A 25,855-nucleotide genomic window follows, 5' to 3' on the forward strand; every position below is an offset into this window, starting at 1 on the left:
CCCTATATATAGATTAAATCTATGAATGTTAAAACAATTCATTGAAACAATTAATTTTGTTTTAACTTGGCAATAACACAGGCTTTGAACTCGGCAAGTAGACTAATAGAGGTAAGCAGCACGCTGTTTACCAGTTAACTGAAGCAAGGAAGGTAATGTTATGGATTTATATATAAGGGGGCTGGGCAAAACATTCGGCAGCACTACGGCGCTGCATCCCACCGATCTGACAGTTAAACAAGGCAAATTTACGACTCTGCTCGGGCCGTCCGGCTGCGGCAAAACAACACTGCTGCGGATGATCGCCGGTCTGGAAACACCGGATCAAGGTACAATCTCCTTCGGTGACGAGGTATTGTTCGCTGGACCCGGGCAGAAGGAAACACCGCCTCACAAACGGGGGGTTGGTATGGTTTTTCAGGATTTTGCCCTTTGGCCGCATATGACGGTATTTGAAAATGTAGCCTTCGGCCTGCGGACAAGCCGCCGGACCCAGGAGCTCCGTGAGACGGTCATGGAAGCGCTGGAGAAGGTCAAGCTGGGCGGGATGGAACACCGCTACCCCCACCAGCTGTCCGGCGGGCAGCAGCAGCGGGTTGCTTTTGCCCGGGCGGCAGCGGTGCAGCCTCGGCTGGTGTTGTTCGATGAACCGCTGAGTGCGCTGGATGCCGTGCTGCGCGAAGAGATGCGCGTGGAGATGATCTCGCTCGTTCGCGATATGGGGCTTACCGCTTTGTACGTCACGCATGACCAGATTGAAGCGATGTCCATGTCCGATGAGGTTGTGGTCATGCAGGGAGGGCGCATTCTCCAATCCGGCACGCCGGAGGAGGTCTACGGGCAGCCTGCCGACCCGTTTGTGGCTCGGTTTATCGGCAAGTCCAACTGGCTGAATCTGGGAAGCGAAGACAGGGCCGGGTCTGCGCAAGGGTCCGTGGAAGCCTCTGCCGGTTCTGCAGCCATGTTCAGGCCGGAGCATCTCCGGTTAGAGCCGGTGCAGGGCGAATCCTATGAGGGCTTTGAGGTGGAGGTCCTGCATGTCAGTTATATGGGAGACCGGTATGAACTGCATATCCGGGCAGCGGGCCAGCAGCAGGTCTGGACCGCTTATCATCACAGCCGGGTGGGGGAAGGCAGCCGTCTGACCGTGTATCTCCCGGAAGGCCGGATCATCCCGTTTGCTGTACCTGCTGGAATTGGGGAATAAGGAAGTGAAGTATGGCAAGCAGCAGAAATCGGCGGCATAGCCTTTAGCAGCGAAGTTAAAACCGAATGGAAGTTGACCAAATTGAAGTAAATTTAGGGGGAATGAAACGATGTTGAATTTCACACCGATCAGGAAGAGATTTCAATGGAGAAAAAGCACTGCGCTGGCCCTGGCTTTGACCTTCGGCCTGGCTTTGGCCGGCTGCGGGAACAACGCGGCATCCAACGCAGCAGCGAATGGGGCGGCAGCTTCAAATGGAGGCCTCAACACCTCCTCGAATTCAGCCGGCGCAGCTTCATCTTCAACGGATAGCAGCAGCAATACGACAACAGCCTCTGCAGACAAGAAGCTGACTGTGTATTCTGCTGGTCCGGAAGGTTTGGCTACGAAACTGATCGAAGGCTACGAAGCCAAAACGGGCGTCAAGGTAGAAATGTTCCAGGGAACAACAGGCAAGATTCTGGCCCGTATGGAAGCCGAGAAAGCGAACCCGGTAGCCGACGTTGTTATTCTGGCTTCGCTTCCTTCCGCTCAGGGCCTGAAAGACGAGGGATTAACCCTGCCTTACCCGGATGCGGTTAATGCGGACAAGCTGAATCCGGATTGGTCCGATCCTGAAGGCAACTATTTCAGCACAAGCGCATCGGCACTCGGCATTGCTTACAACACCAAACTGGTCAAGACCCCTCCGGCTTCATGGGAAGATTTAGCGAAACCTGAATTCAAGGACCAAGTCAACATTCCGGATCCATCCTTGTCCGGCTCGGCGCTTGATTTTATGACCGGTTACCTGAGCCTTAAAGGGGACAGCGGCTGGTCGCTGTTCGAAGATTATAAGAAAAATGGCGTGGCCATGGCCGGCGCCAACCAAGAAGCGCTCGACCCGGTAATTACTGGCGCTAAAGGAGTTGTAGCCGCAGCAGTTGACTATATGACTTATAAAGCGAAACAAAAAGGCGAACCCGTGGATATCGTGTATCCGGCAGAAGGTACGGTGATCAGCCCACGTCCGGCAGCCATCCTGAAATCGACACAGCACGAAGCCAATGCCAAAGCTTTTATTGATTACCTGCTGTCCGACGAAGCTCAGAAGCTGGTCTCTGATGCCGCGCTGCTGCCAGGACGTACAGACATCAAGGCTGAGAATCGGGCCAATCTCAATGAAATCCCGCAATTTAAAGTGGATTGGAACTGGATGAACGAGAACGGCGCCGACATTACCGAAAAATTTACGAAGATGTTTAAATAATGATGAAGTTCGGGGCTCTTAAATCTTTACGGGCATGGTCGGTTCTGCTGGCCTTGCTCGTCCTTGCAGTATTGATTGTTGTTCCACTGGTTGAGATTTTTGTTCAAACGGTGTACCGGGACGGGGAGCTGCAGTGGTCAGCTCCTTTCCGCACCCTGGCCGATTCCGAGCTAACCGGGGTTATGCTGGGTTCTGTCTGGCTGGGGATTTGCGTCATTGCCGGCACCACCGCTTTTGCCCTGCCGCTGGCCTGGGTCATGGCCCATACACGAATCGGCCGCTGGAAGTGGCTGGATGTGGTGCTGCTTATTCCTTTTATGACCCCGCCTTATATCGGGTCGATGGGCTGGATCCTGTTTATGCAGAAGAATGGGTATCTGGAGCAGCTTATGCCGTTTATGTCGCGGATTACGCCCTATTTCTTTACCTTCGGCGGAATGATCCTGATTATGAGCCTGCATCTGTTTCCATTCCTTTATTTGCTGCTGCGCGGCGCGCTTGAGCGGATCGGAGGCAGCATGGAGGAAGCGGCGGCCGTTATGGGAGCTCCGTTTCTGTACCGCTTTCGGCGGATCATCGCTCCGCTGCTGCTGTCTGCGTACGGCATGGGCTCCATGCTGATTTTTGTGAAGACGATTGCCGAGTTCGGCACACCCGCTACCTTTGGAAAAAGAATCGGATACGAGGTCATGACCTCGGAAATCCATAAATATATCTCCAGCTGGCCGATTGATTTCGGCAAGGCGACAACCTTGTCTTCGCTGCTGCTGACGGCCTGCCTACTGATGTGGTATGTGCAGTCCGTGCTGAGCAGACGGTTCACCTACAGCCTGGTCGGCGGGAAGGGGAGCCGCCATGCGGCTTTGAAGCAGAAGGGCTGGGCCGTGGGGTTGAGCGCTGTTTTTGTTGGGCTGCTGCTTGTTGTCTCGATCGGAGTGCCTTATTTCTCGATCATTGCCGCTTCGACCATGAAGCTGCGAGGTGTAGGCCTGGCCTGGAACAACTGGACGCTTGATTATTACCGTCAGCTGCTCACCTGGGGAACACCCAGCATGAAAGCGCTGATGTCAAGCATCTGGCTGTCGCTTGCCGCTTCTACAATAGCGGGGGTGCTTGGCACTTGGTTCGCGCTGGTCATTCAGCGTTCACGCAGCCTTGGACAGCGGACAGTCGATTTGTTCAGCCTGCTGCCGAATACCGTCCCCGGCATCGTCATGGTCGTGGGGCTGATCCTGCTTTGGAACGCGCCCTGGATGCCCGTTCATCTGTATAACACATATGGCATGGTCATCCTGACCTATGTGATTTTGTTTGTGCCTTATACCGTTCAATACGTTAAAAGTGCTGCCGGTCAAATTGACGGTTCGTTATTTCAAGCCGGCCAGGTGTTTGGCGGTCGTTCCTTTTATATTTTCAGACGGGTGACGCTGCCCTTGATTATTCCGGGCATGCTCTCCGGCTGGATCATGACCTTTACCATCGCCTCGCGTGAGCTGGTGGGTTCCCTGCTGATCCTGCCGCCTTCGGTTCAAACCTCAGCAACTTATATTTATGCTCAATTTGAACAAGGACAGGTATCGCTCGGCATGGCAATGGCGGTAGTATCGGTGGGCTTCACTACCTTGATGCTTCTAATTATCGAGAGCCTGGGCTCCAGAAGAAAGTGGAATGCACAATGATGAAATTGCATGTTTGGGGAGGGGCGGGCGAACACGGCCGCTCCTGTTATTTAATCGCCGGTGAACGGCACCGGATTTTGTTTGACTGCGGCGTTAAAAAAGAAGACGAAGGCCAATATCCGCTCCTTGATCCTGAAATCATCCCGCAGCTGACGGCGGTATTTCTGTCGCATGCTCACGAGGATCACTCTATGGCTCTTCCGTTATTATATAAGCAAGGTTATAAGGGAGATATCTGGACGACAAAAGCTACTGTGGAGCAGCTAAGCAGCTATTTTGCCAGCTGGGGCCGTTATGTGAAGGAACGGGGGGCAGAGCGGCCTTATACGGAAGAACATATTGCTGCTTTGAAGTTCCGTTATCTGGAGGATTTAGTCCCCGTCCTGCAGTGGGCGGAAATGGATCTAGGAGAGCCTGGTTCCGGTTCCGATCTGCCCGAAATTCGGCTGAAATGGGGAAGAAGCGGCCATCTGGCCGGGGCTGTCTGGCTGCGGCTGGAAGTTGAGGGCCGGAGGATCTTTTTCTCCGGGGATTACAGCCGGGAGTCACTGCTGCTTGCTGCCGATTCGCCGATGGAGGACGAAGCGGGGGAGGGCGGAAGCCCTTTTTCAAAGGGAACCGGACAAAGAACCGGACAAAACGCCAGCCACCCAGCCGCCAAACAAGCTGTCTGGCCGACTAAGCCGTCAGGTTATGCTGCCGATCTAGTTATTATGGATAACGCCTACGGCAGCGATGAGGAGACGCAGGAGATTAAGCTGAAAGCCCTGGAACGGGTGGCGCGAAACACGCTTGAAGCAGGCGGTCATGTGCTGCTGCCGGTGCCGGCTTACGGGCGGGGACAGGATATGCTGGTCTGGGCCTGTGAGCAGTTTGACACCTGCAACCTCATTGTCGAAGAGAATATCTGGAGGGGGCTGCAGCGTTTGCTCGATCAGCCGGAATGGCTGCTGCCGCAGGGGAGGGAACGAATCGAACAGGCCACGGCGAGCTGTCTGGACCGCATCTTGGTCCCCTCTCAGGATGAAGAACGTCTGGAAGCCTTGGTGAACAAGGGGCCTTGCCTGATCTTCACAGCTGATGGGATGATGGAATCCCCTAAAGCCCGTTGGTATTTCAAACATCTGGCCGGGAATAAGCGGAACGCTGTTATTATTACAGGACATGCCGCCCGGCATACCTTTGCCCGAAATATACTGGAGGGGGGTATAAAGGAGGTGTTGTGCATGGTCCGCCATATCCGCTACAAAGTTCATCAGGGACTGCCGGATGTAAGAAAAATGCTTCATGAAGCTCCGGCCGTGCAAACCCTGCTTGTCCATGCTTCTAAACCAAAGACGGATGAAGTCCGCAGGGTACTGCAGGGGGAGGGGCATCAAGGGGTATATTCGCTGAGGCCCGGCGCAGAACTGATGCTGTGAAATGAAGGGATGTCGGATAGATAAGGGAAAAAGGGGGCTTCCAGGAGCAAAAGAAGCAGAATAGAAAGCCAAGGCCGCGTGAGAACGCGGCTTTTGGTGGCTTTTGGCGTGGCGCGCGGCAAGCTTCTTCTTCTTATTCTTCCATGGTATGGGTCCGCCGGCGAACGGTCTCATAACCATGCCCGGTCAAACGTTCCGGCGGGAACATCTGCCGGAGGGACAACACAATGGCCGTAGCCGCTGCGCCTTTGATCAAATCGCCCGGGATATAAGGGTACATGCCGGCTACGGTTGCTTGCGGCAGCGTTAAACCGGTCACATGCGCGAGCCAGAGTACACCGGTTACATATAATAGAAAAGAGCCTAAGCACATAATCAGAAATACGGACAACCTTTGCAGCCAGGCGTTCCCTTTTACCTTGCGAACCAGAAGGCCGATAATGAACGCAGCAAAAGGCCACATGATGACGTATCCGCCTGTTGGACCCAGCATGACCGCCAAACCGCCTTTCCCTTGCAGCAATGGGAATCCGACCGCCGTCAGCACGACAACAATTATAATGCTGAAGAAACCATACCGGGGACCCAACAGCCCTCCGGCAAGCAAAACGGCCAAGGTTTGCAGGGTGATCGGTACGGGAGTAAAGCCGAGCGGAATGCTGACATAACCAAACACAACGACAAGTGCGGCGAATAGAGCACTGAACGCTACTCCTCTTAAAGATAGGGTTGTAGACAATTGCCTCATCTCCTTTATTATGCTAGAGTAATTATTGAATTTGATTGTTAACCTAATTTTTTCTACTTGGTTAACAATTCGCATTGTAGCATGATTACAAAGGAAATGGTAGATGGACTATGAATTTTTTTCCGCTAATGATGATGAAGCTTGAACAGGTTACCGTCGATTATGTTGGCGATATATCCGGGAAACCAGCCTTGCAGGAGATCTCTTTCGAACTTCCTAAAGGGTCATGGACAGCTGTAATTGGCGACAATGGCAGCGGGAAAAGTACCTTATCCAAAGTGATGTCCGGGTTTCTTCCGGTGTCTGAAGGCCGGCGGGTCCTTGCGGCAGGGCATAGGGTATATGCGGTGCTGCAAAATCCGGAAACCCAACTGCTCGGGGAGACGGTTGACGAAGAATTGCAGTTAAGTCTGCGAAGTCTTACCGATATGGACGCTCGTGACAAGGAGAAGCGAATGAGAGAACTTCTGAATGAGGTCGGCTTGTCAGTACCGCTTGATAGACCGGTCAAACATTTATCAGGAGGCCAGAAGCAGCTGCTGAATATCGCATGCTGTCTCGGGGCGGGGGCGGATCCGATTCTGTTTGACGAAGCGACCTCGATGCTGGATCCCGGCTCCCGTAAATCGGTGATGGAGGCTGCGGTCAGACTCCATCGTCTTGGGACCACCATCGTGTGGGTGACGCATCGCATGGAGGAGCTGTGTTTCGCCGAGCGAATTCTGCTGCTCGAACACGGCCATGTCCGTTATGACGGCGAAACGGAGGCATTTTTTTACGGTCAGGATCAAGCTGGGAATTATGATCCCGGAGAGCCCAGCCCGTGCGAACAGTTGGGTTATGAGCCGCCTTATGTGGTGCAGGTAGCCCGCAGCTTGCATAAGCGCGGTTATCTCTTGCAGGCGCGGCCGCTGTTCTCAGCGCAATTGAGCGAGGAGGTCAAACGATGCCAATCACAATAAAGGATGTGACTGTCTACGCTGACCGGCAACGTTCACATGCCCTATTGAGAGATGTGGATTGCGTGTTTCCAGACGACCGCTCTTTAACCTTGATCATCGGGAAGTCCGGTTCTGGTAAAACAACTCTGCTGCGTACGATGGCCGGGTTGATGACTGTGGGCAGCGGAAATGTTTATTATGACGAGCTTCCGCTGTGGATCAACAGGCGGCTGAACCGCTCTGCTTTGCTGCGCAGTGCTGTTGCCTTCCAATTTCCCGAGCATCAGCTGTTTGCCCGTACGGTTCAGGGTGAATTTGATTATTCCCTCCGGCCTTACCGTCTCCGAAAACCGGACAAAGAGCGCCGCATTTTCGCTGCTCTGGAGGGTCAGCGGCTGCCTGCCGCATTTCTTTCCCGCGCTCCTTTCTCGTTAAGCGGGGGACAGAAGCGGCGGGTCGCTCTGGCCAGCGTTATGGCTGCCGAAGCGCCGTGGCTGCTGCTGGACGAGCCGTCAGCCGGACTGGATGCCAAATCGGTCCTTCGGCTTAAGGAGGAGCTTGTTCAATGGAAGGAACGCGCCGGCATCGTACTCGTTACCCATGAAATTGACACCTTTCTGTCCATTGCCGACCGGGTGCTGGTCCTCGATCAAGGGCAGCTAATAGCTGACCTGAAGCCGGAGGAGCTTGCCGCGAATCCGCATGTGCTCATGGAACCGGGGATTGGATGGACCAGCCATATGGAGCTTGCGCAGTCGCTTATAGAAGCGGGCCTGCCTGTACCGAAAGACGCCGTTACTCCGGAACAGGTGGCACATCTCATTGAGCGGAAGCTGAAGGGGGAAAGTCCAGGGACAGGGCAGCCGAAACAGCAGAAGCTGTCTGCCCCAGCTCTGGCGCCGCATAAGCCTGCGTCGCAAGACCAGCCGGAGATCGGAAACAGCTCTGCTCCGCGCAAGAGCGGCTTGTACAGCATGGATGCGAGGCTTAAATGGCTGGTCTATATGCTCATATCGGCCGGCATTATCCTGCAGTCCCGATGGTTTGGCACAGGGATCGCTTTGTTTGTTGCGGCTTTCTGTATGTATTTTCTGATGCCGGAGGATCGCCGCAAGCTGCTCCGAATGTGCAAACCTCTGTTATGGCTGATGGCGGCTGCCATCCTTATAGCGGGGATTCAGCTTCACGGAGGACAAGGAGACGGAGGGAGGAGCGGCATCGGATTTTCCTTTGCTTCCGCAGGCGATACGTTTCGGCGGCTGCTCTTATTTTTTGAAATCACCATCATCGCTTTGATCTTCACGCTCTCCACCAGTACCTCCGCTATGAAGCAGGGGCTTGCGATTTCACTCCGTCCGCTCAAGCGGCTCCGGATTCCGGTCGATATGCTGGCCTTGTCCGCTTCGCTGGTGCTGCGATTCATTCCTCTTATTATGGAGGAAGCAGACCGGTTCTCCACCATTGCAAGAGCCCGCGGCAAACGAACGAACCGGCAAGGGAGCATGGCTATGCGGGATATTCCCGCATTCGTGATCCCGCTGTTGGTCGCTTTATTCCAGGCTGTTGAGGAATGGATTCTGGCCATGGAGATCAAGGGTGCCGCTCTTTTAGAGCTGCAGCAGCCCGTATCTTTGACCCGGAATAAACGGTGGGAGAAGCTGGCGGTGCTCATTGGCATGTCATGTTTTGCGATGCTTTATCTGATCCGAATCAAGGGTTTGTAAGCAAATAAGAACAGGACCCCGAAGGGTCCTGCAGACGGTGCTGTTTATGAATTCTATTCTCACAAAAAGGAACAGGGTGACGCTGCCCGTGAAGGCAGCCTTGCCGTAAAGCGAGCTTTGCGGTTGATCCCTTTAATCCAAGCTTTGTGGCTAGACTCCTAACAGATGACAAAAAGTGACTTGATCCAACGGAACCACACCTCTCTTGTCGAGCACCGTCTGATGTTTAGAGTAACCCATAGATGACGATCCTATACGTCAGGCAGAAAAAATTTAATGAACCAGGGCCTTCTCGGCTTTCTTCCATTTGCGGTTCTTGTTGGTCGTATCGGGGAAGGTATCGCCCTTCTTCAGCGTGATCCGCTTTGGATTCTGAATCTGCGTGTGGAAGCTGCGCGCTTCGCCAACCTCGGTATAAATGCCGTCATTTGGCGCTTTGTCTCCGGGTTCGAATTCGGTGCGTTCGCCCATCGTTATCGTCTCCTTTAACAATAAGGTTGAGTTGCCGTTATAGTGTGTTCAGAAATGCCGAAGTCCATGAGCGGACAAAAATGTAAACTTGCAAGGCAGGCTCCGATTTGTTATATTAATATAGTTCGAGGTTATGCTCGTTCCTTGCTCCTAACAGTGAACCTGATTAGGGGCCTTAGTCCAAGAGGAGGTGAAACAAATGCGCAAATACGAAGTAATGTACATTATTCGTCCAGACGTTGAGCAGGAAGCTGTTCAAGCTGCTGTGGAGAAATTCCAAGGCATCATCCAAAACGGTGGCGAAATTACAAAACACGATGTTATGGGTAAACGCCGTCTTGCGTATGAGATCAACAAGTTCCGTGATGGAGTATATGTATTGGTAAACTTTACTGCGACTCCAGACGTTGTCAACGAGCTTGAGCGTATTATGAAGATCTCTGACGAAGTTATTCGTTACCTGATCACTAAAGACGTTGCTTAATAGCGTTTTGTAATAGGACTACCCAAAGGAGGGACCTGGATGTTGAACCGTGTCATTCTGATCGGCCGGCTTACCCGGGATCCGGAGCTGCGTTATACGCCATCCGGCGTTGCGGTAACTCAGTTTACTATCGCAGTGGACAGACCTTTTACGTCGCAAGGCGGAGAAAGAGAAGCGGATTTCATACCGGTCGTAACGTGGAGACAGCTTGCTGAGACTTGTGCGAACTACCTGCGCAAAGGACGTCTGACTGCTGTAGAAGGGCGCATTCAAGTACGTAACTATGAGAATAACGAAGGCAAACGTGTTTACGTCACCGAAGTTATTGCTGATAATGTTCGTTTCTTGGAGTCGAACCGTGAAGGCGGATCAGGCAGCGGCGGAGGTGCGCCGCGGGAAGAAGCCCCTTATAGTGGCGGCGGAAACCGCAGCACCGGCAACAACAGCAGCGGTTACTCGCGCGGCAATCAGGATCCATTTTCCGACGACGGGAAGCCGATTGATATTTCGGATGATGATTTACCATTTTAACTTGGAAGGGACTGAATAGGACATGGCTTTCAAACAAAGAGAAGGCGGAGACAACGACAAAAGACCGGCTCGCCGCGGCGGCCGCAACAAACGTCGTAAAGTGTGCTACTTCACTGTGAACAAAATTACTCACATTGACTATAAAGATACTGAGCTGCTGAAGAAATTCATCAGCGAGCGCGGCAAAATTTTGCCACGTCGTGTAACTGGCACTAGCGCGAAATACCAACGCCTTTTGACAATCGCTGTTAAGCGTTCCCGTCAAATCGCATTGCTTCCTTACACAACTGAGTAATCCTTGTGGAAGCAGGTAAAGAGACATCCCTGTCATCATTGATGATGGGGATGTTTTTTTTGTGCAAATTTTAAGAAGGAATAGAAGAGAAGAATATAGAATTAGTGAGGCAGATATATATTTAATGATCACGAGTAGGGCTTACCCGGTTAGATGTAAGGTTTTCTTCCCGGTATATCTATAATGATATAATCTATCAGATAAAAACAAATTTTGTCCACACCAGGTGGACATAGTGATATACATGATGGACGCATGAAATTGACATTAAAAGCGATAATAGTAAGCAAAACTGGCAACTTTCATTCATAAATATTCATAAAATAAAATAATTATTAATATTGATCGTTCTGGACAGGAGGACAATTATCCGGGCAGAATCAGTTATATCAAAGAAATTTAGCAAGCACAAAAAAATAGTTGATCAAGCGATCAAAATTTTTTTTGTTAAAACTGAATAAAATAGCTTGGAATTTTGGGAACATTCATGTATATTAATTACTAAATCCGAACAATCACATGGTCAATTAGCTTAATTTTAAGCGGTTAGCTCGTTTAAGCTGGGTGGATGAGACTTTTCGGTATTGAAAATTATTGACCTTTGGTTATTTATTCATTTTCAATTGTAAAACGGCAGTAATTCTCTAAAACCGGGTTATCAAACCGAATAAACCCAAGTAACATAATGGGTTTAGTCGAGTTAGATTACCTAACATGTACCCCGGCGAATCTCTTGCGCTGGCCCCCTATGGATATATTATTTTCATAATATATTTTCAAAGACAAAAGCTTTTATTCAAAAGAGGAGGATCATGAATGACAAAGAAATGGAGCTTACTAGTTGGTCTGGTATTAGCAACATCGATGGTGCTCTCGGCATGCGGCGGAGGCAATAACACTGCAGCTCCGAGCAACGCACCGGCTTCGGCAAATGCAAGCAATGCAGGGGAAAGCACAGATGCAAGCGCAAGCAGCGATACTAACGATGCTGCTGGCAATGCGAACGGTATTATCAAAGCTACCGATATGTCGCTGCTTCCAGCTAATGCGGCAGCCCGCAAAGACACGTTGGTTGTAGGGATGACGGCTCCACAAGGGATCTTCAACCCACTCTTCTCTTCCACGGTTTATGACAACTACGTAAATGACGTAATTTTCGATACGTTCATTACAGTGAAAGCAGACGGCAGCTACGAGAACAGCTTGGCTGACTCTGTAGAAATGACTAATGATAATAAAACTTACACGTATCATTTGAAACAAGGTGTGAAGTATACGGACGGCACACCTGTAACCGTTAAAGACTACTATTTTGCATTGAAAGTCCTCCTGGATCCTACCTATGACGGCGAATCGGATCTGACACTGGCTAACATTGTGGGAACCAAAGAATATAAAGAAGGCTCCGCTACAGAGATCTCTGGCGTGAAAATTATCGACGATAACACGATTCAAATCGATGTAACCGATTATGACGCCTTGACGCAAGTATATCTGGGTACAATTCCTTTCATTTCTGAAGCTTATTATGGCAAAGGCTTCAAGAAAGGCAGCCTGGATTCCATTAAATCCTTGAACGCGAAACCACTTGGCAGCGGCCCATACGTATTGAGCAACTACAAAGCAGGCCAAGAAGTTGACTTTACAGCTAACGCTGATTACTTCAAGGGCGCTCCAAAAATTCCGAACCTGATCTACAGAGTAACTACCGAAGGTACTAACCTTGCTTTGATTCAATCCGGTGAAACGGATATGGACAATATCACGGTATCCCCGGATAACATTGAAGAACTTAAAGCAATGGGCTTTGTAGATGTAAACATTCTGCCTAACAACGGCTACGGCTTCATTGGTATGAACCTTAAAGAAGACAAGTTCGCAGACCAAAAGGTTCGTCAAGCCTTGACTTACGGTTTGAACCGTAAAGATATCGTAGAAAGTGTCTACGGCGATTATGCGAATGTCATTGACATTCCCGAATCTAAAGTATCTTGGGCATATACAGATGAAGGGATCACTCACTACGACTTCGATCCAGAGAAAGCTAAACAGCTCTTGGATGAAGCGGGCTGGAAAGTAGGTTCCGACGGTATTCGTGAGAAAGACGGCAAGAAGTTTGAAATTAACTTTTCAGCTACCGCGGATAACCCGGTTGTAGATGCGCTGCTGCCAATCATGACTCAGAACTATAAAGACTTGGGCATTAATTTGAAAGCTGAAACGCTGGACTTCAATGCGATCATGGACAAAGCAGACAAAGGCGATTTCGATATGTACTTTGCAGCATGGGGCTTGACACCTGACCCAGACAATACCGTTTACATCACTAATGGTGCACAAAACCGCTTCGGCTACTCCAACGCTACTGTTGATAAACTGATGGCTAAAGGCAGAAAAGAACTGGATCTTGAAGAACGTAAAAAAATCTACAAACAAATGTACCAAGAGCTGAACAAAGATGTTCCAGCCATCCTGATGTATCAAAGAACCAACATGTATGGCATCAGCGGCCGTGTAAGCGGATTTGACCTTTCGCCGTATAAAGATTTCGATTTGAGCTTGTATCAAGCAGAGCTTCAACAATAAAACATCACAAGGATATGCTCAGCTCCATTAGGAGCTGGGCATATCGATTTATAAGCCAGGAGGAATTAAAATGAGGCAGTATATCATCCGGCGTCTTCTGCAGTTGATTCCTACGCTGATTGGGATCTCGATTATTGTGTTTGCGATTTCGGCAATGGTTCCGGGGGATTTCATTACGGCGAAGAACAATCCGAATATGACCGCAGAGAAAGCAGAGGATCTCAGACACATTTATGGTCTGGATAAACCGGAATACCAACGATATTTTATTTGGGCAGGCAACATGCTTAAAGGAAATATGGGGGACTCTCTGCAGCATAAGATGCCTGTAACCTCGGTCATCAATACTTATGTCTGGAATTCCTTTATTATTGCTTTCGCAACCTTGATCTTAAGCTGGATTATTGCAGTGATAACCGGGGTATTCTCGGCCAAATTCCAATATTCCTTTTTTGATAGGATAGTCACGTTAGTAGTCTTCTTATGTATGTCACTACCGTCGTTTTTTATAGGCCTTTTATTAATTAAACTATTAGCACTGGATTGGAAGTTGTTCCCGGTCGCGGGGATGACGACAGCCGGGCTGAATGCTAGCGGATGGGCTTATATCAAAGATGTAGCTTATCATATGTTCCTGCCGACAGTTGTATTAACGATGCTTAGTACAGGCAGCCTTACCCGATATTTCCGGGCAGGCATGCTTGAGGTAATCCGTCAGGATTATATCCGGACAGCACGAGCAAAAGGACTTAAAGAGGTTACGGTTATCTTCAAACATGCACTTCGAAATGCGTTGCTGCCAGCGATTACATTGCTTGGCTTTGAATTGCCGGCTTTGTTCAGCGGGGCGATGATTCTGGAGAAGGTCTTTGTTTGGCCGGGTATCGGGCAAGTCTATCTGGAATCTATTAATATGCGGGATTATCCGTTTATGTTAGGTTTTACGATATTTTTGGCTGTATTAACACTCCTGGGTAATCTGCTCGCCGATGTTCTCTACGGAATTGCAGATCCAAGAATTCGCTTAAAGTAGGAGGAGGTCCAGATGTCCTTGGAGGCAACATCAGTAGATATGAATACCCAAGTACCAGCGAAACCAGTTAAAGCCGATTCTCCGTGGAGAATTGCGGTTCGTCGATTTATCGGGAACAAACTGGCTTTTGGCGGACTTATCATCGTTATATTAATGTTTTTGATCTGTTTCTTAGGCCCATTATTTTCGCCCTACAATTTGTACGATTATAAATTAACAGACAAGAATTTGGCACCCAATGCTGCCCATTGGTTTGGAACAGACAAACTGGGAAGAGATATTTTATTGCGGACCATGCTTGCCGGCCGGATTTCCTTAACGGTAGGCTTGGTTGCAACGATTATTACAGTTTTGGTGGGAGCAACGCTTGGTGCGGTGGCAGGTTTCTATAAAGGTTTTGTAGATACCATCATCATGCGTATTGCGGATATTTTCTCTTCAATTCCGAGCGTGCCTATTTTGATTATTTTCGGTACGGTTCTGTCGGACTTGAAGGTAGACCCTGCTAACCGGATCTATTTCCTGATGTTAAGCATAGGTATTTTAAGCTGGATGGGTTTAGCCCGGCTTGTTCGAGGGCAAATCCTGACATTACGGGAGCAGGAGTTTATGCTGGCGACGGATGCTTTGGGGCTTAAAGATAACCGTAAAATTTTCCGTCACCTTCTGCCCAACACAATTCCGATTATTATCGTTTCTGCAACTTTGAGTGTAGCGGGCGCGATTCTTGCCGAATCTGCACTTAGTTTCTTGGGGATCGGCGTTATTCCTCCAACACCATCATGGGGAAATATGATCTCTGCGGCTAACAATCTGATTGATTTCCGTAAGAGACCTTGGCTGTGGATTCCGCCGGGCATGTGTATCTTGATCACTGTAACTGCGGTCAATCTGATTGGTGATGCCCTCCGTGATGCCCTTGACCCTAAAATGAAAAAGTAGGAGATACGATCTATGGCTAAACAAATGGTGGATACCAAGACACTCGTAGAATTCAAAAATTTGAAAACCCACTTCCATACATCGGCCGGGGTCGTGAAAGCGGTTGATGATGTAAGCTTTAGCATAAGAGAAGGCGAAACCCTTTGCGTCGTAGGGGAATCGGGCTGCGGTAAAAGCGTTACAGCGATGTCTCTGATGAGACTGATCGAAACGCCTCCGGGAGAAATTGCCGGCGGAGAAATTCTGTTTGAAGGCACTGATTTGCTAAAGCTCAGCAAAAGAGAAATGAGCCGGCTTCGCGGCAATGAGATCGCGATGATCTTCCAGGAGCCGATGTCTTCCCTGAACCCGGTATTAACCATCGGGGAACAAATCTCCGAACCCTTGATTATGCACATGAACATGAACCGCAAAGAGGCCAAGCAACGGGCGATCGAGCTTATTACGCTTGTAGGGATCCCGCGGGCGGAAGAAATTTTCCACGCGTATCCGCACGAGCTGAGTGGCGGCATGCGGCAGCGGATCATGATTGCGATTGCGCTGAGCTGTGATCCAAAGCTGCTGATTGCCGACGAACCGACAACCGCGCTGGATGTAACGATTCAAGCCCAGATTCTGGACTTGATGCGTGATATCAAATCCAAAGTCAACACGTCCATCATGCTGATTACGCATGATCTTGGGGTCGTAGCCGAGATGGCGGACTTTGTAGTTGTTATGTACGCCGGCAAAGTCATTGAGGAAGCGCCGGTTATCGATTTGTTTAAAGACCCTCAGCATCCTTACACTAAAGGTTTGCTGAAAGCCAAACCGGTTTTGAACCAGAAGCAGGAACGTCTGTATTCTATCCCGGGCCAGGTGCCAAATCCGGTTGAACTGGGCAACAACTGTCATTTCCATGACCGCTGCGAGTTCTGTATGGAAATCTGCAAAACAAAAGCGCCACCGCTTCGTACGCACGGCGACAGCAAACATAAAACAGCGTGCTGGCTGTATGAAGAGGAGGGAAAAGTACAATGACAGAAGCTTTAGTTGAAGTCCAGAATCTTAAGAAGTACTTCCCGATCACCGGAGGCGTGTTCTCTCGTACAGTCGGAAATGTTAAGGCGGTTGACGGCGTTACCTTTACGATCAACAAAGGCGAATCCTTTGGCCTTGTAGGCGAGTCGGGCTGCGGAAAAAGCACGATTGGCCGTACGCTGCTCCGCTTGAATGACAAGACGGAAGGCAAGGTTTTATTTAAAGGTCAGGACATTCATGAATTGTCCAAATCCGAGCTCAGAGCTATACGTCCGAAGATGCAAATCGTGTTCCAGGATCCGTTCAGTTCCCTAAACCCAAGAATCAAAATCGGCGAGGCCATTGGGGAAGCACTGCTTAGTCATGGTTTGGTTGACCGCAAAGATTTGAAGGACCGTGTAATGGAAACTCTGAAAATTTGTGGTCTCGCGACTTATCATTACAATCGTTATCCGCATGAGTTCTCCGGCGGTCAGCGCCAGCGGATTGGAATTGCCCGCGCGCTGATCCTTAATCCTGAATTTATCGTGGCGGACGAACCGGTATCGGCGCTTGACGTATCTATTCAGGCTCAGATTATCAACCTTTTGTCCGATCTGCAGGAAGAGAAGCAGTTGACGTATTTGTTCATTTCCCACGATCTGAGCGTTGTTGAGCATTTGTGCAACCGCGTAGGGGTCATGTACCTCGGTTCAATGGTAGAAATGGCAAGCAAGGAAGAATTGTTTGGCAATCCGCTGCATCCTTATACCAAAGCGCTGATGTCGGCCATTCCGATTCCGGACCCGACTTTAAAGCGCGAACGCATCGTGCTTCAAGGCGATTTGCCAAGCCCCGCTAATCCGCCATCGGGCTGTAAGTTCCATACCCGCTGCCCAATGGCAACGGATCTGTGCAAGCAGCAGGAACCGGAGTATCGCGATGTGGGCAACCAGCACTTTGTGGCTTGTCACTACGCTTAATCTGGCAAGAGTGAACTATGGATTGGGGTCCTTGGCTCACGGGTACTAGAATGTTATTTTCTGTTGAGGATCTTCGTCATTCCTAACAAATAGAGAGGGGGGCCGGTTTATTTACCGTGTCCTTCTCTATTTTTTTCCTTTTTTTATTTCCTCATCCGTTGATAGGGGTTACAATGGTAGATAAGTGTGTTTTCCCAGCAAATTCGAGATCCAGGATATAGTTTTGGAGGATATAAGGAATGGAGAAAAGAAGGAGTATCCGGAGAAAGAAAAAAAAAGAGCGGTAAGGTACTGGCGATTGCGCTGCTGGTACTGATTATTGCGGGCGGCGGAGCTTATGTTTTTCGGGAGCAGCTTGCTTTGGCGGCTTTTGATTTGTTCTTGTCGGGAAGCGTGGAGAAGCAGTTGGAGAAATCTTATGCGCCGCTGGAGAGTGAGGCACCAACCTCAATTCCGGTTAAAATAGAAAAGAGCGCTCCTTTTACAGCGCTGCTGCTGGGAGTCGATCAAAGAGACAATGAGCCGGCCCGCTCGGATACAATTATTTATAGCGTGGTTAGACCCGAAGACTCCCGTGTCCTTCTTGTATCCATTCCCCGCGACACTTATGTGAATATTATCGGGAAAGACAAGAAAGATAAAATTAATCACGCTTACGCTTTTGGCGGCGAGAAGATGGCCAAGGATACGGTACAGCATTTTCTGGGGTACCCTGCCGAATATTATGCGGCCATTAACTTTAACGGGCTTAAAGAGGTGGTTGATGCTTTGGGCGGTGTTGAGCTGCCGATCACGAAAGATATCGTGAACAAACAAGCCGACCATGAGAAATTTACGATCAAAGCCAATCAGCCGATTTATGGCGGTGTGGATGCGCTGAACTATGTACGATACAGGGAAGACAGTGATTTCGAGCGGACTAAACGTCATCAGATCTTTCTGAACGCCTTTGTGAATCGGGTGCTGAATTTGAATCAGGTAACCAAAATCCCACAGCTTATTGATATTATGGGCAAGAACTTCAAGACGGATATGCCGCCTTCTATGATCATTGATTTATCCAAGCAGCTGCTTACGGGTGAGCACCCGCAGATGAGCAGCTTTACCATCATGGGCGAGGGCAGACGGATTGACAATATTTTTTATGATATGGTGAATGAGGACGATCTTGCTTTTGCCAAACAAATGATTGAGAATTGGACCAACCCGGATACGTCCGCAGATGAATTGCTGCTGCCGGAAGCCCGGCCCCAGGACTGAATGTTTGCTCAATAGCGCTCATAGATATATAGTAAAATTAGTGAAGATACAAATGAACTTCGGCAGTCCGGGATCGGCTGCCGATTTTTCGCTAAAGCGACGAAAGATCAAATTTAAATGAAAAGCAAGACGCGAAAGGTTAGGGAGGCACTTGTTTTATGAATATTGCATTTTTTTTTACTTCCAAAAAGTGAAGTAGCTGCAATGACCGAAGATTCCACGCTCAGGCAGACGCTGGAGCGGATGGAGCACCACCGGTATACGGCTGTTCCCATTATTGACAAAGAAGGCGAGTATGTCGGAACGGTGACGGAAGGGGACCTGCTGTGGTACATGAAAAATTCGAACGGCCGGGTTCATTTTGAGAACGCTTCGAAATTTCTGCTCAAAGATGTACCGCTCCGTGTGCATAATAAACCTGTTCGGATAGATGCGGACATGGAGGATTTAATTAATTTGGCCAAAGTGCAGAACTTTGTCCCTGTAGTGGATGACCGCAACCGTTTTATCGGCATTGTGCGCCGCAGCCAGATCATCGAATACTGCGAGAAGCTGGTAACCAAGGAATCCCAGTCGCAGTAAGACTTATTTCCCATTGGAAAGCGGGGCGCTTACAAAGCAAGGCGGCTTCTTTAGCATCCGGCATTTATGTTATAATCGGGAATAAAGCTTGTTCCCGCTGGTGAAAAGGAGCGTTCTCTAACATGCATAAAGAAATGGATGTTGCCAAACGTGCAAAAGTCATTGAGTGGCTGAAGACGGAGGTTGTGGACCACGTATCCCGGTTGTTCAAATCGTTATGGGAAGGAAGCAGTCTGAAAGTGGTGGACAGCTTGGCCAGTCTGGTGGTCAGCTGCTATATTTTGGGCCGCCGGTTGGGGATTTCTTATGGAGACCTCGATGCAAGCATTGTAGAGAAGTTGAAGAAACATAAACAAGAAGGTCACCAGCTGGAGGATTGGTATCAAGATATCTCCGCCCTGGAAGAACATATGCGTAAGAGGTGAACATATTGAAATTGCGCTGGACATCCATCGCTTGGAGCATCGTTTATTTGCTGCTGCTCCTGTCTTTAAAATCTCCATTGATTGTGATTACTTCATTTTTTATGCTGCTGCCGGGTCTGGTGCTGTTTACACTGCTGCCGATCCGTTCGTTTATCGTGCATATCATACCGATCCTCGTGATCGTGGCTTTGCTGGCTGGACCGGCTTATGTCCTGTTATCGATCTACTTCCTCATTCCGTCGATGCTGATGGGGCTTGCTTACAAGCGCAGGGCAGCTGCTTTTAAAGCGATTGCGATTGGCGCAGGCACAATCCTCGTGGAATTTCTGATTGTGCTGCTGCTCAGTAAAGCATTGTTTGATTTTAATTTATCAGAGCTGATCGAGAGTACCTTTAACATGACGGCAGCTCCTCTTGAGGGCATGTCAGGAGAAACGGTAGCCGGTTCCATGGGCTTAACGTCCGATGCGATTGAACAGCTGTCGCAATTGACGGTCAGACTGCTTCCTTTTACCCTTTCGGTCTGTGCGCTCGTCATTGCCTGGGTAGGGCATGCGCTGGCGCGGCCAACACTTGCCAGTCTGGGCCAGGTCGTTCCCAAGCTGCAGCCGCTGAGAACCTGGAGACTTCCGCGTTCTTTGGTATGGTATTACCTCGTGGCGCTGCTGCTCAGCATGTTCGTAGGAAGCGGATCCGGGTTTCTAAATACCGTTCTGCTGAACATGATCCCGATGCTCGGGTTCTGTTTCATGATTCAGACGGCAAGCTTCTTCTTCTTTCTCGCTTATGAACGCAAGTGGAATGCATTTATTCCGATTGTGCTTATCATTGTCATGTTGTTCTTCCAGCCGCTGCGGATTATCGGCATTTTGGATATTTTATTCCCGCTTCGCGACAAGATTTCCAGATCTGGACGATAAGGGTGAGAAGGCATGCCTAAACTATTGCAAAAAAGATGGCACGGCTACCAGTCCGTTTGGGCCTTTGCCCTGCTGCTTCTGCTGGTCATCTTCATTTCGGTGTACAATTGGGCGCTTGGGCTGATCGGGCTGGTGCTGGTTTGTGTACTGGCTTTTACGATGCTGAAGGCTGAACGGCGGTTCAGAACCGAGCTGGTCAATTATGTGACCGATTTGACTTACCGAATCAAGAGGGTAGAAGGCGAAGCGATCAGCCGGCTGCCATTCGGGGTTATTCTGTACAGCGAGGACCAGACGATTGAGTGGCATAACCGGTTTATCTCCGGCGTGTTCGACCGGAATTCGGTTGTGAATCAACCCTTGAAGGAACTGCTGCCCCAGCTGCCGCCGCTGAGCCGAAAGGATCAGGAACAAGCTGCTGCGGTCGCCGAGGTGCTGGTTAATGAACGGTACTACCGGCTGACCATTGTGCCGGAGGAACGGCTGATCTATTTCCAGGATATTACCGAATTCGCGACGCTGCGTGAGCGCTATGACAATGAGCGTCTGGCGCTGGGAATTGTGATGCTGGATAACCTGGATGAAGCTTCCCAGGGGATGGACGACCAGCAGCGTTCGGCGCTGATTGCACGGATGACAACGCTGCTGACCGATTGGGCGAAGCAGTACCGCGTCTACTTGCGGAGGTTGTCGTCCGAGCGGTATCTGATGATGCTGGACCATAAGGCGCTGCAGGAGATGGAGCAAAGCCGGTTTGTCATTCTGGACGAGGTGCGGGAAATGACCGCGGATCTGAAGGTGCCGGTGACGCTGAGCATCGGCCTCGCTTTCGGAACCGAGCATATCAGCGAGCTGGGCGAACTGGCCCAATCGAGTCTGGATATGGCGCTCGGTCGCGGGGGCGACCAGGCTGCGGTGAAAGCCGGTCAGCGGCTGTCCTTTTACGGCGGCAAATCGAACGCCGTAGAGAAGCGGACGCGGGTGCGGGCCCGCGTCATTGCACACGCGCTGCGCGACCTGATGCAGGAGAGCGACCGCGTGATCATTATGGGCCACAAAGTACCCGATATGGACGTGATCGGGGCTTCAATCGGCGTGATGAAGGCCGCCGATCAGTATAAAGTGGAGGCCCATATCGTGCTGGAGGGCAGCAACCCGGGCATCGACCGGTTGATGGAGCGGATCAAGCAGGATGAGCCGCTGGCCAAAAGGTTCATTACGCCGGACCTGGCGCTGGAGATGATGACAGAGCATACCCTGCTTGTCGTCGTAGACACCCATAAAGGTTCGATGACGATCGAACCCCGGATTGTAGAGCGGGCAAGACGGGTTGTGGTGGTGGACCATCACCGCCGCGGCGAGGAGTTCATCAACGATGCCGTGCTCGTTTATCTGGAGCCGTACGCTTCTTCGGCTTGCGAGCTTGTCACCGAGCTGCTGCAGTACATTCACGAGAAGGTTCAACTGAGCCCGCTGGAAGCTACGGCTCTGCTGGCAGGCATTACCGTGGACACGAAACATTTTGCGCTTCATACTGGATCACGTACCTTTGAGGCCGCAGGTTTCCTTCGGCGAAGCGGCGCCGATACGGTGATGGTGCAGCGGATTTTGAAGGAAGACCTGCAGGAATACATTGAGAAAGCCGAAATTATTAAACATGCACGTATGATCTACGGCCACATCGCTCTAGCGGTAACCGAGCCTAACCGCAAGCTGCCGCAGCTGCTGATTGCCCAAGTAGCGGATACGCTGCTCAATATGACGAACGTACTTGCTTCTTTCGTCATCAGCGAACGACCGGACGGTCTGATTGGAATTAGCGCCCGTTCGCTGGGCGGCATGAACGTTCAGGTTGTCATGGAGCGGCTGGGCGGCGGCGGCCATTTAACGAATGCGGCGGCCCAATTGGAGGGAACTCAGGCAGAAGCCGAGGAGAGACTCCTGGCCGTGCTGGAATCCATAGACAAGGAAGAGGGGTTATTCGAATGAAGGTTATTTTTCTGAAGGACATGAAAGGCCAAGGCAAAAAAGGGGAAATCAAAGAAGTATCCGAAGGATATGCACAGAACTTCCTGCTCCCGCGCGGAGTTGCAAAACCGGCTACTGAAGGCAATGTGAAAAGCCAGGAAATGCAGAACCTGTCCGAGCAGAAACGCAAAGCCCAGGAGAAAGAGGAAGCGATTGCGCTCGGCAAAAAGCTGGAGGAAACTACGGTTAACCTGAAAGCGAAAGCCGGCGAAGGCGGCCGGCTGTTCGGCGCTATCACCAGTAAGCAGGTTGCCGAAGCCTTGCAGAAAGAGCACGGAATCAAAATCGACAAACGCAAAATTGAAATGCAGGACCCGATCCGCACTTTGGGTGTAACCCAGGTGCCGGTGAAGCTTCATCCAGATGTAAAATCGACGATGAAGGTACACGTCGTGGAGGAATAAGATGGGCGGAGATCTGATGATTGACCGGATCCCGCCGCAAAATCTGGAGGCGGAGCAGGCCGTGCTTGGCGCGATTTTGCTCCAATCCGAAGCCCTCATCACCGCCATGGAACGTGTCCGGGATGAGGATTTTTACAATACGGGCCATCAGCTCATCTATGAGACCATGGTCGAGCTTGGCGAAGAGGGGAAACCGATTGACCTGGTGACCCTCACGGCCCGTCTTCAGGACAAGGGTCAGCTTGAAAATATCGGCGGGGTCAGCTATTTGGCCAAGCTTGCACATGCCGTGCCAACTGCGGCTAACGTGGATTATTATGCCCGCATTATCGAAGAGAAGTCGATGATGCGCCGGTTGATCCGGACGGCTACACAAATCGTCAGCGACGGTTATACAGGCGGCGAGGATGTCGGCGATCTGCTCAGCGATGCCGAGCGCCGCATTCTGGAAATATCCAACCGCCGCTCCGGCAGCGGCTTTATTGCTATCCGCGATGTGCTGATGGAGGTGTTCGAGAAGGTCGAAACGCTCCACCAGAACCGGGGAAGCACCACCGGGGTTTCCTCCGGCTTTGTCGATCTGGACCGGATGACCTCAGGCTTCCAGCGCTCCGACCTGATCATCGTGGCCGCTCGTCCTTCCGTAGGTAAAACCGCCTTCGCCCTCAACATCGCGCAGAATGCGGCCGTACGGGGCAAAGAGACGGTGGCCATCTTCAGTCTGGAGATGAGCGCCGCGCAGCTGGTGCAGCGGATGATCTGCGCTGAAGCGAATCTGGACGCAAACGTCATGCGGACAGGTGACATCAAAAGCGATGACGATTGGTCGAAGCTGACGATGGGCATTGCCGCTCTCTCTGAAGCGGAAATTTATATCGACGATACGCCGGGCGTAACAGTGGCTGATATTCGCGCCAAATGCCGCCGTCTCAAGAAAGAGCGCGGCCTTGGCATGATCGTCATCGACTACCTGCAGCTCATTCACGGCCGGGGCAAGGCCGGCGAGAACCGGCAGCAGGAAGTCTCTGAAATCTCGCGTACGCTGAAGCAGATCGCGCGTGAGCTGGAAGTGCCGGTCATCGCCTTGTCCCAGCTCTCCCGGGGTGTGGAGCAGCGGCAGGACAAACGTCCGATGATGTCCGACCTTCGGGAATCCGGTTCAATCGAGCAGGATGCCGATATCGTAGCGTTCTTGTACCGGGACGATTACTACAACCAGGAAACCGAGAAGAAGAACATCATCGAAATCATCATCGCCAAGCAGCGTAACGGCCCGGTCGGGACCGTGGAGCTGGTGTTCTTGAAGAATTACAATAAGTTCGCCAATTATGAGCGGGCGCATACAGATGCATTTGCGGGCTGACGTTTAACGTCGGGCCCGTTTTATTTTCCGGGAAATCATGATGCTCCAACTAAAAAACAGAAAAAGGGCAGCATTAAAAAATGCCGCCCCTTAAATTCAGGACTTTCTAAGTTTCTTAAAGGTTCCTCGTATATCTTCGACAATGGCTTCCGGATTCTCCCATCCTGTGAAGTGTCCTCCTGTCTCATGAGCTTTAAGATAGGTTGTGTTGTACCACGCTGCATCAGGACTACTGATGAACGCTTGAACACGATTCTCTGTAGTAACGCCTGGAGGATTCTCCGCCGCAAGGAAGGTAATCCCGGTAGGTGCTTCGACGATCGGGGTCCGATCATGGGAAGGCTGCAAGGATAGCGGTTCGCGTTCGTGTACATCCGAATAGTCATCTCTATGCTATTGCTGAACCAGTAAATAGAGGCCATAGTCAGAATCTCGTCTTTGGTGTATTTGCTTTCAATGTCTCCATTTGTGTCCCCCCACTTTAACCAGCGGGTCATGATCCAGGCAAGAAGGCCGACCGGGGAGTCATTCAGTCCATAGGACAAAGGTGCAGAGTCAAGCATATGGACGGCAACGTGAGAGACGTAAGTTCGTTGGAACTTAAGAATGCCATCCCGAATGTCATCAGGTGTGCCTTCAGGAACCATAAATCCGTTAGTTAGATCCCATGGACGTTCCCCCTGGAAGATATTGAGCAGAATAGCATGGCCCAAATGGATGCCATAAAGAGAATTTGCATATTTGTGGCCAAGCTGCCCCGTAATTAAAGCACCATAATCCGAACCGCTGGCCGCATATTTTTGATGTCCCAGGGTTTGCGTCATAAATTTATGGAAAATATCGGCGATCTTCCCGAAATTCAAATCGGGTTTATCAAGCGGTGTGGAGAAGCCAAAACCTGGAAGGGAAGGGACATAAACATCAAAGGCATCTGCAGGATCCCCGCCGTAGGCCGCTGGATCTGTTAAAGGACCAATCACTTTGCTCCAGTGCCAGAAGGTCCAAGGCCAGCCATGGCTAATAATTAGCGGAATAGGGTTTGGACCCTTGCCAGGCTCATGAATGAAGTCGATGGATGTATTCCGTTTTGACCCGAGTGATTTATGAAAGAATCGAGTTGAACTCATTCGTAAATCTTCCATAAGCTCAGGCAAATAGCTGCATAAGCACTTTGGGAATCCCTCGATAGAAGGCAAGGATTTCGGAAACAAACAGGCCAACCCTTTTAGATCGAATGTTCATTCTATAATATAAAGGGTTTGTTGCGTTCCGTCAATAGCTCAAAATGCTCCCTTTCTTTGGATTGAAGGATTCTGGAATAATGCGTGGATTCAGATACACACGGTTGCAGAATTGCGTTCATTTCCGAACGATGTCAACAGCTGGGTGTGGAATGTTCGCTTTTTAATTTGACTTTAAAATCGCAGACTGGTACACTGAAATTGCTGCCGCAGTGTGGCAGATCGTTAAAGCGATTTAGTAGTCAGGAGAATACCGGGGCAGGACTGCTTCAGGATTCTTTGGCCTTGTCATGGCTTTATAGCGGTTTTTATGGCATAGAAAATTAGATGCGTTAAGCA

23 protein-coding genes and 1 pseudogene are annotated in these 25,855 nt (G+C 50.4%); 21 read left to right on the forward strand and 3 right to left on the reverse strand.

Going from position 1 to position 25,855, the window contains the following annotated elements; all coding sequences use genetic code 11:
* The first annotated feature begins 160 nt into the window (after nucleotides 1-160).
* The 4 genes from AWM70_RS19160 (at nucleotide 161) to AWM70_RS19175 (ending at nucleotide 5,556) form a co-directional block, all read left to right on the forward strand.
* Entirely contained in the window at nucleotides 161-1,207 is a 1,047-nt protein-coding gene (locus AWM70_RS19160) for an ABC transporter ATP-binding protein (protein WP_068699087.1), read from the forward strand.
* A gap of 109 nt (nucleotides 1,208-1,316) precedes the next feature.
* Nucleotides 1,317-2,456 carry an ABC transporter substrate-binding protein gene (locus tag AWM70_RS19165; protein ID WP_068699089.1) on the forward strand — a complete coding sequence of 380 codons (1,140 nt, stop codon included), beginning with the start codon at nucleotides 1,317-1,319 and terminating at the stop codon, nucleotides 2,454-2,456.
* 2 nt (nucleotides 2,457-2,458) lie between these two features.
* Nucleotides 2,459-4,135: an ABC transporter permease gene (locus AWM70_RS19170; protein ID WP_068700859.1), complete on the forward strand. Its 1,677-nt coding sequence runs from the start codon at nucleotides 2,459-2,461 to the stop codon at nucleotides 4,133-4,135.
* Nucleotides 4,132-5,556 carry an MBL fold metallo-hydrolase gene (locus tag AWM70_RS19175; protein WP_068699091.1) on the forward strand — a complete coding sequence of 475 codons (1,425 nt, stop codon included), beginning with the start codon at nucleotides 4,132-4,134 and terminating at the stop codon, nucleotides 5,554-5,556. Before AWM70_RS19170 ends, AWM70_RS19175 begins: the two co-directional genes overlap by 4 nt.
* Before the next feature lie 133 nt (nucleotides 5,557-5,689).
* Here the strand turns inward: AWM70_RS19175 and AWM70_RS19180 are convergent, their stop codons facing one another.
* Nucleotides 5,690-6,304 carry a biotin transporter BioY gene (locus AWM70_RS19180; RefSeq protein WP_206093384.1) on the reverse strand — a complete coding sequence of 205 codons (615 nt, stop codon included), beginning with the start codon at nucleotides 6,302-6,304 and terminating at the stop codon, nucleotides 5,690-5,692.
* A 128-nt stretch (nucleotides 6,305-6,432) separates the two neighbouring features.
* On the opposite strand from AWM70_RS19180, the gene AWM70_RS19185 reads away from it, so the two are divergent.
* Both AWM70_RS19185 and AWM70_RS19190 read left to right on the forward strand, forming a co-directional pair.
* Nucleotides 6,433-7,266: an energy-coupling factor ABC transporter ATP-binding protein gene (locus AWM70_RS19185; protein WP_169823474.1), complete on the forward strand. Its 834-nt coding sequence runs from the start codon at nucleotides 6,433-6,435 to the stop codon at nucleotides 7,264-7,266.
* Complete coding sequence (locus AWM70_RS19190; RefSeq protein ID WP_068699097.1) at nucleotides 7,251-8,969, forward strand: ATP-binding cassette domain-containing protein; 1,719 nt, start codon at nucleotides 7,251-7,253, stop codon at nucleotides 8,967-8,969. The genes AWM70_RS19185 and AWM70_RS19190 overlap by 16 nt, the downstream gene beginning before the upstream one ends.
* 273 nt (nucleotides 8,970-9,242) lie before the next feature.
* On the opposite strand, the gene AWM70_RS19195 is transcribed toward AWM70_RS19190, so the two are convergent.
* Nucleotides 9,243-9,440, reverse strand: coding sequence for a YjzC family protein (locus tag AWM70_RS19195; RefSeq protein ID WP_068699099.1), 198 nt, complete (start codon nucleotides 9,438-9,440; stop codon nucleotides 9,243-9,245).
* 199 nt (nucleotides 9,441-9,639) lie between these two features.
* Here AWM70_RS19195 and rpsF point away from each other — a divergent pair, with 199 nt between their 5' ends.
* From rpsF to dnaB, 15 genes and pseudogenes are all read left to right on the forward strand, one after another.
* Nucleotides 9,640-9,924 (forward strand): 30S ribosomal protein S6, encoded by a 285-nt coding sequence (gene rpsF / locus AWM70_RS19200; RefSeq protein WP_068699101.1) that lies wholly within the window; start codon nucleotides 9,640-9,642, stop codon nucleotides 9,922-9,924.
* A 39-nt stretch (nucleotides 9,925-9,963) separates the two neighbouring features.
* Entirely contained in the window at nucleotides 9,964-10,455 is a 492-nt protein-coding gene (gene ssb, locus AWM70_RS19205) for a single-stranded DNA-binding protein (RefSeq protein WP_068699103.1), read from the forward strand.
* A gap of 22 nt (nucleotides 10,456-10,477) precedes the next feature.
* The gene (gene rpsR / locus AWM70_RS19210) at nucleotides 10,478-10,750 is read left to right on the forward strand and encodes a 30S ribosomal protein S18 (RefSeq protein WP_068699105.1); all 273 of its coding nucleotides are present in this window, start codon (nucleotides 10,478-10,480) and stop codon (nucleotides 10,748-10,750) included.
* Nucleotides 10,751-11,566: 816 nt separating this feature from the next.
* On the forward strand, nucleotides 11,567-13,336 hold the full coding sequence (locus AWM70_RS19215) for an ABC transporter substrate-binding protein (protein ID WP_068699107.1): 1,770 nt from the start codon (nucleotides 11,567-11,569) through the stop codon (nucleotides 13,334-13,336).
* A 70-nt stretch (nucleotides 13,337-13,406) separates the two neighbouring features.
* The gene (locus AWM70_RS19220; RefSeq protein WP_068699109.1) at nucleotides 13,407-14,369 is read left to right on the forward strand and encodes an ABC transporter permease; all 963 of its coding nucleotides are present in this window, start codon (nucleotides 13,407-13,409) and stop codon (nucleotides 14,367-14,369) included.
* 12 nt (nucleotides 14,370-14,381) lie between these two features.
* On the forward strand, nucleotides 14,382-15,311 hold the full coding sequence (opp4C, locus tag AWM70_RS19225; RefSeq protein WP_068699111.1) for an oligopeptide ABC transporter permease: 930 nt from the start codon (nucleotides 14,382-14,384) through the stop codon (nucleotides 15,309-15,311).
* A 12-nt stretch (nucleotides 15,312-15,323) separates the two neighbouring features.
* Nucleotides 15,324-16,331, forward strand: coding sequence for an ABC transporter ATP-binding protein (locus AWM70_RS19230; RefSeq protein WP_237167757.1), 1,008 nt, complete (start codon nucleotides 15,324-15,326; stop codon nucleotides 16,329-16,331).
* On the forward strand, nucleotides 16,328-17,293 hold the full coding sequence (locus tag AWM70_RS19235) for an ABC transporter ATP-binding protein (protein ID WP_068699112.1): 966 nt from the start codon (nucleotides 16,328-16,330) through the stop codon (nucleotides 17,291-17,293). Before AWM70_RS19230 ends, AWM70_RS19235 begins: the two co-directional genes overlap by 4 nt.
* Before the next feature lie 291 nt (nucleotides 17,294-17,584).
* On the forward strand, nucleotides 17,585-18,553 hold the full coding sequence (locus AWM70_RS19240) for an LCP family protein (RefSeq protein ID WP_068700861.1): 969 nt from the start codon (nucleotides 17,585-17,587) through the stop codon (nucleotides 18,551-18,553).
* Between the two features lie 158 nt (nucleotides 18,554-18,711).
* Nucleotides 18,712-19,135, forward strand: a pseudogene (locus AWM70_RS19245) (CBS domain-containing protein).
* A 122-nt stretch (nucleotides 19,136-19,257) separates the two neighbouring features.
* Entirely contained in the window at nucleotides 19,258-19,560 is a 303-nt protein-coding gene (locus tag AWM70_RS19250; protein ID WP_068699116.1) for a MazG-like family protein, read from the forward strand.
* Entirely contained in the window at nucleotides 19,557-20,480 is a 924-nt protein-coding gene (locus AWM70_RS19255) for a DUF2232 domain-containing protein (protein ID WP_237167758.1), read from the forward strand. The genes AWM70_RS19250 and AWM70_RS19255 overlap by 4 nt, the downstream gene beginning before the upstream one ends.
* A 12-nt stretch (nucleotides 20,481-20,492) precedes the next feature.
* A complete protein-coding gene (locus AWM70_RS19260) occupies nucleotides 20,493-22,469 on the forward strand; it encodes a DHH family phosphoesterase (RefSeq protein ID WP_068699120.1) in 1,977 nt (658 codons plus the stop codon).
* On the forward strand, nucleotides 22,466-22,912 hold the full coding sequence (gene rplI / locus AWM70_RS19265) for a 50S ribosomal protein L9 (RefSeq protein WP_068699122.1): 447 nt from the start codon (nucleotides 22,466-22,468) through the stop codon (nucleotides 22,910-22,912). The genes AWM70_RS19260 and rplI overlap by 4 nt, the downstream gene beginning before the upstream one ends.
* A 1-nt stretch (nucleotide 22,913) precedes the next feature.
* A complete protein-coding gene (gene dnaB / locus AWM70_RS19270) occupies nucleotides 22,914-24,275 on the forward strand; it encodes a replicative DNA helicase (RefSeq protein ID WP_068699124.1) in 1,362 nt (453 codons plus the stop codon).
* Nucleotides 24,276-24,310: 35 nt separating this feature from the next.
* Here dnaB and AWM70_RS19275 read toward each other — a convergent pair whose 3' ends face one another.
* Nucleotides 24,311-25,402 carry an alpha/beta fold hydrolase gene (locus AWM70_RS19275; RefSeq protein ID WP_068699126.1) on the reverse strand — a complete coding sequence of 364 codons (1,092 nt, stop codon included), beginning with the start codon at nucleotides 25,400-25,402 and terminating at the stop codon, nucleotides 24,311-24,313.
* Nucleotides 25,403-25,855: the final 453 nt, after the last annotated feature.

The sequence above is a fragment of the Paenibacillus yonginensis genome (assembly GCF_001685395.1).
Classification (GTDB): domain Bacteria; phylum Bacillota; class Bacilli; order Paenibacillales; family Paenibacillaceae; genus Fontibacillus; species Fontibacillus yonginensis.